9 protein-coding genes and 1 pseudogene are annotated in these 12,074 nt (G+C 63.5%); 1 reads left to right on the forward strand and 9 read right to left on the reverse strand.

All coding sequences use genetic code 11. The features are described 5' to 3' along the window. The 7 genes and pseudogenes from EN984_RS06860 to EN984_RS06890 form a co-directional block, all read right to left on the reverse strand. A pseudogene (locus EN984_RS06860) lies at positions 1-432 on the reverse strand (ABC transporter permease); the annotation flags it as partial. Next, positions 429-1,382 carry an ABC transporter permease gene (locus tag EN984_RS06865; protein WP_127270253.1) on the reverse strand — a complete coding sequence of 318 codons (954 nt, stop codon included), beginning with the start codon at positions 1,380-1,382 and terminating at the stop codon, positions 429-431. The gene EN984_RS06865 and the pseudogene EN984_RS06860, both read right to left, overlap by 4 nt. A 70-nt stretch (positions 1,383-1,452) precedes the next feature. Further along, entirely contained in the window at positions 1,453-3,117 is a 1,665-nt protein-coding gene (locus tag EN984_RS06870) for an ABC transporter substrate-binding protein (protein WP_127270250.1), read from the reverse strand. A gap of 244 nt (positions 3,118-3,361) precedes the next feature. Beyond that, on the reverse strand, positions 3,362-4,546 hold the full coding sequence (locus EN984_RS06875; RefSeq protein ID WP_127270247.1) for a mandelate racemase/muconate lactonizing enzyme family protein: 1,185 nt from the start codon (positions 4,544-4,546) through the stop codon (positions 3,362-3,364). Position 4,547: 1 nt separating this feature from the next. Beyond that, positions 4,548-5,654 (reverse strand): mandelate racemase/muconate lactonizing enzyme family protein, encoded by a 1,107-nt coding sequence (locus tag EN984_RS06880; RefSeq protein ID WP_127268582.1) that lies wholly within the window; start codon positions 5,652-5,654, stop codon positions 4,548-4,550. Positions 5,655-5,690: 36 nt separating this feature from the next. Next, positions 5,691-6,383, reverse strand: a complete 693-nt coding sequence (locus tag EN984_RS06885) for a GntR family transcriptional regulator (protein WP_023808713.1) — start codon at positions 6,381-6,383, stop codon at positions 5,691-5,693. A 107-nt stretch (positions 6,384-6,490) separates the two neighbouring features. Continuing rightward, positions 6,491-7,285 (reverse strand): 2OG-Fe(II) oxygenase, encoded by a 795-nt coding sequence (locus EN984_RS06890; RefSeq protein WP_245480039.1) that lies wholly within the window; start codon positions 7,283-7,285, stop codon positions 6,491-6,493. Positions 7,286-7,381: 96 nt separating this feature from the next. Here EN984_RS06890 and EN984_RS06895 point away from each other — a divergent pair, with 96 nt between their 5' ends. After that, on the forward strand, positions 7,382-8,314 hold the full coding sequence (locus EN984_RS06895; protein ID WP_127268584.1) for a LysR substrate-binding domain-containing protein: 933 nt from the start codon (positions 7,382-7,384) through the stop codon (positions 8,312-8,314). Positions 8,315-8,336: 22 nt separating this feature from the next. Here EN984_RS06895 and EN984_RS06900 read toward each other — a convergent pair whose 3' ends face one another. After that, positions 8,337-9,488: an efflux RND transporter periplasmic adaptor subunit gene (locus tag EN984_RS06900; RefSeq protein ID WP_127268585.1), complete on the reverse strand. Its 1,152-nt coding sequence runs from the start codon at positions 9,486-9,488 to the stop codon at positions 8,337-8,339. Positions 9,489-9,503: 15 nt separating this feature from the next. Beyond that, positions 9,504-12,074 (reverse strand): efflux RND transporter permease subunit (locus tag EN984_RS06905; RefSeq protein WP_164765396.1); only part of this gene is annotated, 2,571 nt, incomplete at its 5' end.

Below are 12,074 nucleotides of genomic sequence, written 5' to 3' on the forward strand. Positions count from 1 at the left end.
AACGATGACCACCGGGATCGCCATGAAGGCTTCGAGGATGCGGCTGACGACATCGTCGACGAGACCGCGAAAATAGCCGGTAAGGAGGCCAAGCGCCGTGCCGGCTACCGTCGCCAGCAAGGTTGCCAGCGGTGCGACGGTCAGGATGTCGCGCGAACCGACGATGACGCGCGAGAAGACGTCGCGGCCGATCTGGTCGGTGCCGAACCAGTGTTCGGAAGAGGGCGGCGCCAGCGCGTTGATGATGTCGTCGGCGAGCGGATCGTAAGGTGCGAAATGCTCGCCGAACAGCGCACAGGCAACCCAGAACAGCACGATGGCGAAACCGACAAGGAATGTGCGCGAGCGCAGCAGCGAGAAAAAGACCTCCGCCAGCGGGCTGCGCCGGCGCGTGTCGTCTGGTGTAGGAGAGCTGGTTTGGACGGCGCTCATTGATCTGACCCCAGACGGATACGCGGATTGAGCACGGAATAGAGGAAGTCGGCGACAAGGGTGGCCACGGCATAGACAATGCCGATGGTGAGGATGCCCGACTCCAGCATCGGGAAATCCTTGCCGCGCGCGGCGGTGAAGATCAGCGACCCGATGCCCTGGTAGCGAAACAGCGTTTCGATGACGACAAGGCCGCCGATGAGGTAGCCGGTCTGCGTCGCGATGACGGTGATGGTCGGCAGCAGCGCATTGCGCAGCACATGCCGCCAGATCACCGTGCGCCAGGGCAGGCCCTTCAGCACGGCCGTTCGCGTGTAGTCGGAATCGAGCGCCTCGATCATGCCGGAGCGTGCCATGCGGGCGATGTAGCCGAACAGCACCAGGAACAGCGGCAGCGAGGGCAGGATCAGGTAATAGAGCTGCGTGAAGAAGCCGGCGTCGCGCGGCCATGCGGCCGATATCGGCAGCCAGCGCAGCCAGACACCAAAGATCAGGATCAGGATGATGCCGGTGACGAATTCCGGCAGCACCGTCACCGACAGGCCGCCGAGACTGATGATGCGGTCGAGCGGGCGGTTGAGGTTGAGTGCGGCGACGACGCCGCCGAGGATGCCGATCGGCACCACCAGCACGAAGGCGACCGCCGCCAGCTTCATCGAATTGCCCAGCGCATCGATGACGAAAGGCGCGACCGGCGAGCGGAAGATGTAGGACGTACCCATGTCGCCCTGGACGAAGTTGGAGATCCAGCTCCAGTATTGCGTTAGCAGCGGGCGATCGACGCCGAGCGTGTGATTGAGCGCGTCGACCGCGCGCTGGTCGGCGAACGGGCCCAATATGGCGCGCCCGACATTGCCGGGCAGCACCTGGCCGCCCAGGAACACCATGATGCTGAGCAGGAACAGCGTGACGAGCGACAGCGAGACACGCCGGACAAGGAAGGAGAGAATGGCTAGGACTCCTTGTGGAGCCAGCCCCCATGCGGGAGCTGGCTGTTAGAGGATTGGCTTTCCCTTCCGTTCAGGCCTTCGATGCCTTATCGAGGAACAGCTGCGACATGGCGGTCGGCTGCACGCCGGCCACACCCTTCGCCGTCGCCGTGAGATAGTCATAGAAATAGCCGAAGATGACAGGCGTTTCTTCGAGCAGCAGCTTCTGGATCTTGCCGGCGTCGGCCTTCTGCGCCTCGAGATCGAGGGCCGCGATGTAGCTGGTCGCCAGCGCGTCATAGTCCTTGTTCTTGAAGTGTGCCGCGTTCCAGGTGCCTTCACTCTTCAGCGGTGCCGCGAGATAGACGTTCGGCACGCCGCGGTGGCCGTAGTCGGTGATACCCATCACCGAATCCAGCCAGTTCGACTTGCCGAACACTGCGTCTCCGTAATAGCCGCTCTGGTCGAGGATGTTGAGGTCGAGTTGGACGCCGATCTCCTTGACCCAGTTTTGGATCAGCTGGGCGTATTCAGGGATTTCCAGGTAGCGTTCGGTGGTCAGGGTTATCTTGAAGCCCTGGCCAAGGCCGGCTGCTTCCATGAGCTGCTTGGCCTGGGCGATATCCTGCTTGCGCTGCGGCACGCTCGTATCGGTCGAAGGGTAGACGGCGGCGAACGGGCTGTCATTGCCCAGAGCGGAGCGTCCCTTCATCAGGCCGGCGGCCAGCTTGTCGCGATCGAGGCAGAGCGCAATGGCACGGCGCACGCGCGCATCCTTCAACGGGCCCTCGTCGCAGCGCATGTGCAGTTGCTGATGGGCCGACGACTTCAGGCTGATGATGTCGACGTTCGGATCGTTGAGCAGAGCGACGCCGGCCAGCACGGGCATCTGGTTGATGATGTCGACCTGTCCGCCCTGCAGCGCCAGGATCTGCGGCTGCATATCGGTGAAGAAGGTGAATTCGGTGCGTTCCGGCAGTGCCTTCGGACCCCAATAATCCTCGTTGCGGACGAAGGAGGCGCCGACCTTTGCCGTGTATTTCTCAATTTTGAACGGCCCGGTGCCGTCGAAGCTCTTCTCGTAGTCGCCCTTGTAACTCGCCGGGATGATGACGGCGTTGTAGTTGTCGGACGACAGCATGTAGGGGAAGTTGCCGTTCGGCGCATCGAGGTGGAATTCCACCGTGTAGTCGTCGACCTTCTTGGAGGCGCCCTTCTGCAGGATGCCGTTGAACACCGACAGCGCGTTGGACGAGTTTGCCGGATCGGCAAGGCGGTCGATGCTGGCCACGACGTCGTCGGCCTTCATCTCCCCGCCGCTGTGGAATTTTACGCCCTTGCGCAGCTTGAAGGTCCAAACCGTGCCGTTGTCGTTCGGCTTCCAGCTCTCGGCCAGCGCCGGTTGCAGCACCAGGTCGGGGCCGTCGACACAAAGGAATTCCGCAACCTGCTGCATCACCAGCAGGCCGCCGGCGTCCGCAATGGTGACTGGGTCGATCGTTGCTGCCGGCACGCTGCTGGCGACACGGATGGTGGCGCCGGGTGCGCCTTGGGCACGCGCCAGCGACGGCATGCCGCCGAGGCCGGCGGCCATGCCGATACGGCCCAGCAGCGGCAGCGACAGGCCGAGCAGGCTGCCGTGACGGACGAAGTCGCGGCGGCTGACACGACCGTCGACAAGGCCGTCGATCAGGTGATTTTCAAGCGGCGTGCGATTGCGCCGGATCAGGTCGAGAATGCCAAAGTTCTTGCTCATGGGTTTTTACCCTTTCCCCTATTTCTTATGGTTGACGAAATTTCGTGGATTGCTCCATTTTTCGGCCGCCAGAGAGGTCTGTCGACCGAAACCTTAGCATGCGGTTTTGTCCGGTCCATCCAGTCGTGGCGTGGACGCGCCGGCTTCCTGGCTGCACTGCTCCATCGTCTTGTCCAACCTTCCTGACCGAAGTCGCGCGGTTGGCTTCTCGTCTCTTGGCCGCTGTCTGGCCGGCTGCCGCCGTCTAGTTCAGCGGCAAACGGCGATAGGTTCCGGGCTTTGCCGGGTCATGATACTTGTTGCACGGTCCTTTCTCGGTAAAGTCTCTGTGACAGGCAGCGAGGTTTTCGCGCGACAAGGTGACGCCGAGACCAGGACCTTCCGGAACGCGCACGAAATTGTTTCTCGGCGAAAACGGCCCTTCCTCGGTGACATCCATCGGCAGCATGCGAAACAGCGACTGGTTCGGCTCCCTGATCCAGCCAAGTGCCGCGCACAGGTGCAGATAGGCGGCACTGCCGATGCCGCTGTCGCCGCTGTAGCACCAGAAATCGATGCCGGCGTGCTCGCAGGCGCCAACGAAGCGCAGTAGCCGGCCGATGCCGCCATGCGTCGTCGGGTTGCCGACGAACGCGTCCGGAACCTTGGTTTCCATGGCGCGCGCAATGTCGATGTTGTGGGTCGAGAACGGGATCGAGCAATGGCGCCGCAATTCGCGCATCTCCTCGATGGTCGCCACCGGATCCTCCCAGTTGCGCACGCCCAACTCTTCCAGCGGGCGCGCCAGCCGCCGCGCGGTGCTGAGTGAATAAGCCTGGTTGGAATCGATACGGATCATCGCATCGTCGCCGAGTTTCTTGCGGATCAGCTCGACCATCCTGAGCGAGACTTTCGGATCTTCGGTCGAGAACTTGCCTTCGAAGAAGGTCGTTCCATGCGTCTCGTGCAATTCGACGCAATAATCGGCGACTTCTTCCGGCGTCGTCTCGCCCTTCACCTTTGGTCCATCACCGCGCAGCGAAAAATAGTCGGTGAACGGGATATCCTTGCGCACAGCGCCGCCAAGCAACTGGTAGAGCGGTTGGTTCCACGCCTTGCCGCGCAGGTCCCACAACGCCATCTCGATGGCGCCGAAGGCCATGATGCGGGTGCGGTCGTTGATCGACTGCACGCCGGTCCAAAAGGGCAGGCAGACATGCTCGGCGCCGGCGATGTCGAAGGCATCGCGGCCGACCAGCCGTGGCGCCAGGACATCGTTGATAATCGCGGCCGCCGCTGGCGTCGGCGCTTCGCCGAGGCTAATCAAGCCATCCTCGGTCTCGACTTCAACAATGGTCGGCGAAAATCCGTCGAGTTCGCCGAACACCCAGGCATAGGGTGCTTCGAGGCGCAGATTGATCGGCGTGGCTTTGATGCTGCGGATCTTCATCTCAGCGGCCGACCTCGAAGAAAGGCTTGCCCAGCAGGTCGGGAACGACGTCGATGCCGAGGCCCGGTCCGTCCGGAATGCCCATGCGGCTGCCGGTGACCGGCGGCATGTTCGACGCCGTGCGCACCGTCACCCATTCATGGAAGGCGATGGCATGCAGCCGGCGCTCTTCCGGCGTCGACAGCGACAGATGCGCCATGGCCGCGGTGTCGATCTCGGCGCCGCCCGTGTCCTCGACCGTGATCATGAAGCCGAGGTCGACGGCAACGTCGCGGATCTGGCGCGTCTTCGTCACGCCGCCAAGGCGCGAGATCTTCAGGGTCAGCCCGTCGGCCGCACCCAGGCGATGAATTTCCAGCATCGCCTCGAGCGAGGTGACGGATTCGTCGAGCACCATCGGTTTGTCGAGCATGCGGCGCACCGACATGTTCTCGTCGATCGTGGTGCAGGGCTGCTCGAACGTGTAGTCGATGGCGCGCGTGGCGTCGGCGAACTGGCGCGCCTGATAGGGCGTCCAGCCGGCATTGGCGTCGCAGAAGATGACCGTGCCTTTCGGCACCGAGGCGGCGACCGCGGTGACACGCTCGATGTCGTCATGCACATTGCCGCCGACCTTGACCTGTAGCCGGTGGAAGCCGTCCTTGACGATGCGCTTGGCCAGCGCGGCCATGGCGTCGACGCTGCCGTGCGTGACGACCTTGTAGAGTTCTGCGGTGTCGCTTTCCTTGCCGCCGAGCAGCGTTACCAGCGGCACGTCGGCGGCGCGCCCCGCCAGATCCCAGCAGGCCATGTCGAGCGCCGACTTGATGTAGGGATGACCCTTGAACACCGTGTCCATCAGCCGGCCGATGTTGGCTAGTCCGCGCGGATCATGGCCGATCAGATGCGGCGCGATCTCGACCACGCCGGCGCGAACGCCGGCCGGGAAGGCTGCCGAGTAAAAATTGCCGAGCGGCGCCATCTCGCCCCAGCCGGTGATACCGCTGTCTGATGCAATGGACACGATCACCGCGTCGAAAGCGTCGGCCTCGCGCCCCTTCGACATGCGGTATGGCCCGTCCACGAAGGGCTGCACGACATGGTAGGCCTTGATGGTTTCGATCTGCACGTGTCTTGTCCGCTGTCTGTGATGGTGGGGAACGGGTCAGGCGCCCCTCGACGGGCGTTGTTCGAGGCCGCGCGCATAGGCAAGCAACTCCTCGAAATCGAGATCGATGTGCTCCCTGGCATGGCGCTGGGCTGCACGCATGTCCTTGCCCTTCAGCAACCGCACATAGGTTTCGTGAACGTCTTCGGCCGGCACCGGCTCATTGCGGGCATGCTGGTGGAGCGCAAAATACATCTGCAGCCGGCTGGTCAGCCGCTGCCAGGTTTCCAGCAGCACCGAATTGTCGGCCCATTCGTAGATCAGGCCATGCAGTTGCAGCGCGGTTTCGATTTGGCGTGTCGTGTCCAACGCACGGGTCGCCTGCTTCACGGCTTCGTGACGCCGGTCGAGCTCGTCGAAGAAGCGCTGGTCGCGCAGCGGCCACGCCCGCTCGATGGCCAGCTCGTCCATCACCTTGTTGAACGAATAGGCATCGTCGATGTCCTTGGCTGTGACCTCGATGACGAAGGTGCCGGCATAGGGGATGCTGGTCAGGATGCCTTCCTGGACCAGTTCGCGCATTGCCTCGCGCAACGGCGCGCGGCTGACCCGCATCTGTTCGGAAATCCGCAGCTCGTTGAGCTTCTGGCCGGGTGCGAGCTGCCCGGTCAGGATCGCACGCCGCAACAGCGCGACGATCTCGGCGCGTCGCGTCGTGTCCGCAATCGGACTGAAATCCGCTTTCGCCATTCGGCCACTCCCAGGGAAATCGAAAGCAAGACAAGCAGATTGTCGACAATCTAACAAGAGGTCATCTTCGGATTCTTGGGGGCCGTTGGCATGTCGGCCTTTCGGTCTCAGGCGGCACGGCCGTAGAAGCCGACCCGCTCCTCGGGGCTGAACACCACGCCGGGCTTTTCATAGTAGGAAAACACCGCGATCATGCGCTCGCGCTCGCCTTCGACCGTGGTGACGCGATGCGCGGTGTTTTTGCCGCGGAAGACATTCAGCGTGCCGGGCTTCATGCGCAGGATCTTTGCATCGGGATCGCGCCCGTCCAGCAGCCTTGCGACGCCGTCATAGTTGGGATTGCCGTCAGATCGCAGATCGGTGCGGTATTCGAGGTCGCCGCCGTATTCCGCTGCCTGCAGCAGCAGCGTCGTCGTGAATTCGGAGCGATCGAAATGCCAGTTCAAAGCCTCGCCGGCGCGATAGGCCATGACATTGGTTCGCGCCAACGGATCCTGCATGACATGCAGCCTGGTCTTGCCCATCGTCGCCGCCAGGAAGCGCAGCAGCGGTTCGTATTCGTAGATGGCGAGCACGACGCTGGCCGGAATCTGGTCGGCACAGACGGTGTGGCTGATGGTCTCCACCTTGCGCAGCGCCGGATGGTCGGGTGCAAGCTCGGGAATGTCAGGCTTGAAGTAGATGTTGTGCATCCGCTTGTGCACATGCGAGCGCGCGGCCATCACCGGCTGGATTTCGCGCACGGCTTGTTCCGCCACGCCGGGGCGCAAAAACCCTTCCAGATTGAACATGCCGTCGGCTTCGAGCGCGGCGACGGATTGTTCGACAAGGCGCTGCCATTCGGCGCTGCCTTCGCGGTCGAGCGGATAGCGGTCGAGATCGAGGATGTCTTTCATCGTCATGGCTCCGAAGGTTTCGAGCCTATGAGACGGCAAAAAAATCTTTCTCTCAACGTCGAAAATAATTAGGATTGAGCAAGAAAAACTTATGGATCTGTTGTGGAACGGTTGCCGCCGCTGAATGCGATCAAGGCTTTTGAAGTTGCCGCCCGTGCCGGCAGCTTCACCTTGGCCGCTTCTGAACTCGGCGTGTCCTCTGCAGCGGTCAGCCAGCAGATACGCAATCTTGAGAACTGGTTCGGCAAGCAATTGTTCGTGCGCACCGGCAACCGCATCGCGCTCACCGATGCCGGCCACGCTATCTATCCGCAGACCGCGAAGGCTTTGGGAGACATCGCCGCTATAGGCCAGCGTATGCTGGAGGGCGGGATGCGGACGCGCCTGGTCGTCAGCGTGCCGTTCTCGCTGGCCGAACTGTGGCTGGCGCCGAGGCTGGCGGTACTTCTCGATGCCTTTCCGCAGATGGCGATCGACGTTCGGGTCGAGGACGATCCGGTCGACCTGATGCGCCAGAACATCGACCTGCGCATCAGCTATGGCGATTATCACTATCCCGGATTGAAACTCGTCCGTCTCGTCCATGACGACGTCCTGCCTGTCTGCGCACCGGAATTCTGGCACCGGCACGGCAATGGCGATACCAGTCTGGCGGATTTGCACGAGAGCCAGTTCATCCACACCAATTGGGGGCCGAACTATGCCTCGCACCCGACCTGGGCTGACTGGTTTGCGGCCTCCGGCGGCAGCCGCTCACCCGACCCGTCGCACGGGCGGCGCGTCGGCCTGTCCAGCCTTGCGATCGCCTCGGCAAGGCTGGGCCTGGGCATCGCGCTTGGCCAGCGGGTCATGGCGCGCGCCGATCTGGAGGCCGGTCGGCTGATTGCGCTCTCCTCCGTCTCCGTGCGCCTCGGGCATCCCTACTGTGCATTCATGCCGGTGGCCAAGGCCGACCGCGCCGATGTTGCCGGTCTGGTGGAACTGCTCAGTCGAGCGGCGCCCGCGACCTGTGGGAAGGTCGGGGCGCCGCGCTGAAGCCGGGTCCTGACGGGGGTGTTCAGGTGGCCGGCTTTTCCGGTATCGGCGATACAGGCGCTCCGGGTCCGATCTTCTGCAGATTGCCCGTGATCACCTGGTCGCCCTCGGCGACGCCGCTGAGGATGGCGACCTGACCGCCGCTCGTCGGTCCGAGCGAAACCAGCCGCTGGTCGACCGTGTTGTCCTTGCCGACGACATAGAGATATTTGCCGAGCTGGCTCGAGCCCAGCGCCGTCTGCGGCACCATCAGCGCGTCGGCCTGCTCTCTCACATGCAGCCGGACACGAACATATTGGCCGGGCAGCAGCGTGAACTTGCCGTTACCGATCGTTGCGCGCGCCGTGATCGTGCCGGTCGAGCGGTCGACCGAATTGTCGATGAAGGTAAGCTCGCCCTTCTGGCTGGCCTCGGTCTGGCCGGGGAGCAGCACCTCCACTTCGATCGGGCCGTTCGCGCGGGCTTGCTCGATCTCGGCCAGATCCGTCTCGCTCGGGTTGAAGGTGACATAGATCGGATCGAGTTGCACCAGCGTGTTGAGCACGGTGCCGGCAACGCTGACCAGCGTTCCGACCGAAGCCTGGTTGCGGCCGAGACGCCCGCCAAACGGCGCCCGGATTTCAGCGTAGCTCAAATTGAGCTCTGCCGTGCGGACCGCCGCCTGATTGACCGCCAGCGACGCCTGTGCCTCGCGCAAGGTGCTGGTGCGCTGGTCGAAGCCGTCCTTGGCGAGGTAGCCGCTCTTGGCGAGCTCGGTGCCGCGACCGAGGTTGGAGCGGGCATAGTCGAGCGTCGCCGTATCGCGCTGCACTTGCGCCTTGGCCTGGTCGAGAGCCGCCTGGAAGTCGTCAGGCGAGATCTTGTAGAGAAGATCGCCTTGCCGGACGTCGACGCCGTCGGCTGCGGTCTGCTCCTGCAGATAGCCCGGAATCCTGGCCTGCAAGGTGATGCTGCGGATCGGTTCCGTCCGCGCGGCATAGTCCAGGTAGATCGGGATCGTCTTCTTGACGACACTAACCACCGGCACCGGCATGACGAATGCCGCCGGAGCAGGCGTCGCCGCGGCCGTGCCGGCATTGAGGCTGAGGTTGCCCATGTCGAGCAGGTGGACGCTGGCCACCGAGATCGCTCCCAGCGCGACGGCCGTTCCCAACGCGATTTTCCATTTACGCATGATCAGTCTCCAATCTTATTCGGCCGCTTCCGCCAGGGGGCGCAAGGCGGGCTCAGTCGTTGGTTCATTGTCTTGAGAGGCGGGCTCGTCATTGCCGCGGCGTTCGCGCAGCTGCTCGATGACCGCGTAGAACACCGGCACGAACACCAGCGACAGGATGGTCGCTGCGACCATGCCGCCGAACACGGTGGTGCCGATCGACTGCCGGCTTGCCGCGCCGGCACCGGTGGCAAACATCAGCGGCAGCACGCCGAGGATGAAGGCGAAAGCCGTCATCAGGATCGGCCGCAGCCGGAGCCGTGCCGCCTCCATCGCCGCGTCGACGATGCTGAGGCCTTCTTCGCGCCGTCGCCTTGCGAATTCGACGATCAGGATCGCGTTCTTGGCCGCCAGGCCGATCAGCATGACGAAGCCTATCTGCGAGTAGACGTCGATCTGCATGCCACGCAGCAACAGGGCCACGAAGGCGCCGAACAGGGCCAGTGGCACCGCCAACAGCACCATGAACGGCATCGCCCAGCTCTCATACTGCATCGCCAAGATCAGGAAGACGAAGACGATGGCGAGGCCGAAGACGACGGACGCGATCGATCCTGCCTTGAGCTCCTGGAAGGTGATGCCGGTCCATTCGAAACCGAAATCCCTTGGCAGCGCAATGGCGGCGGCCCGTTCCATCGCGGCAACCGCCTGGCCCGAGGAAAAGCCGGGTGCGGCACCGCCATTGATCGAGGCCGAGGCATTGTTGTTGTAATGCGGCACCGTCTCCGGGCCGACGAAGGGCACGAGTTTGCCCAGCGTCGAGAGCGGCACCATGCCGCCGGAGGCATTGCGCACATAGAGCCGCGAAATGTCGGCGGCACCCGCACGTGCATCCTTGTCGGCCTGGATGGTCACCCGGAAGGTGCGGCCGAACAGGTTGAAGTCGTTGACGTAGAGCGAGCCGAGATAGATCTGCAGCGTGTTGAAGACATCGGGCAGATTGAGGCCGAGCAGTTTGGCCTTGCTGCGGTCGAGGTCGTAGTTGAACTGCGGCGTCGAGGTCGAGAATGGCGAGAACAGCTGCTGCGGGTTGATTTCGGGCTGCTTGCGCGCCTCGGCGATCACGGCTTGCGTCGCATCGTTGAGGGCTGAACTGCCGCGGCCGGTCAGATCCTCGACGACGAATTCGAAGCCGCCTGTGGTGCCGATACCCGGGATAGAAGGCGGATCGAAGCTCAGCGCGAAAGCTTCCGGAATCTGCATCAGCTTGCCGCGCACATCGGCGACGAGCTTCGATGCACTCTGGTCGGGGCCGCGCTCCTCCCACGGCTTCAGGATGGCGAATTCGACCGCCGAATTCGACTGCGCCGCACTGGTCAGGAAATTCAGGCCGCTGATCGAGCCGACAATCTCGACGCCGGGCGTCGCCTGCAGGATGTCACGCGCCTTCTGCGCCACCGCGTCGGTGCGTTCCAGCGACGCGCCGTCGGGCAACTGGATGACGACGAAGAAATAGCCCTGGTCCTCGACCGGAAGGAAGGTCGAGGGCAGGCGCTGCCAGACGAAGTAGGTGGCGACCAGGCCGGCCGCGAACAGGCCGAGCATGATCCAGCGCAAGCGGATGAGAATGCGTACGCCATTGGCGTAGGCGTGCGATAGCCTGTCGAAGCCGGTGTTGAACCAGCGGAACGGGGCGAACTGCGTCTCGCCGCGATGCCGCAGGAAGGCCGCGCTGAGCGCGGGACTGAGCGTCAACGAGTTGAAGGCCGAGATGCCGACGGAAATCGCCACCGTCAGCGCGAACTGGTTGTAGAGCTTGCCGGAGACGCCGGGAATGAAGGCGACCGGCACGAACACCGCCATCAGCACCGCGGTGGTGGCGATGATCGGTCCGGTGACCTCGCGCATTGCGGCCTTGGTCGCCGCAAGCGGCTTGAGTCCGGCCTCCAGCTGTCGTTCGACATTCTCAACCACGACGATGGCGTCGTCGACGACGAGGCCGATCGCCAGCACCATGCCGAGCAGGGAGAGCATGTTGAGCGAGAAGCCGAGCATCTCCATGACGACCAGCGTCGCCACCAGCGACACCGGAATGGCGATGGTCGGGATGATCGTCGTGCGCCAGCTTTGCAGGAAGAGGAACACCACGGCGACGACCAGCACCAGCGCTTCGCCGAGCGTGATCAGCACGTCATGCATCGACGCCGAGACGAAGCGCGTCGTGTCGTAGTGCATTGCATAGGACACGCCCTTCGGGAAGCGGCCCGACAGCTCCTGCATCTTGTCCTTGACGCGCTGCTGCAGATCGAGCGCGTTGGAGCCGGGCATCTGGTAGACGGCGAGCACCACGGTCGGGTCCTTGCCGAAGAAGGCCGACGACGAATATTGCAGTGCGCCGAGCTCGATGCGGGCGACGTCGCGCAGCCTGACCAGCGAGCCGGTGTCGGTGTTGGCGCGCACGACGATGTCGCCGAATTCCTTTGGATCGCTCAACCGGCCGACGGCGTTGACCTGCATCTCGAAGGCGGTGCCGGCGGGTGCCGGCGATTGGCCGATCTTGCCGGCCGCCACCTGGACATTCTGCTCGGCGATGGCGTTCTGCACATC

Origin of the sequence: Mesorhizobium sp. M7A.F.Ca.CA.004.12.1.1, assembly GCF_003997835.1 — a bacterium.
Classification (GTDB): domain Bacteria; phylum Pseudomonadota; class Alphaproteobacteria; order Rhizobiales; family Rhizobiaceae; genus Mesorhizobium.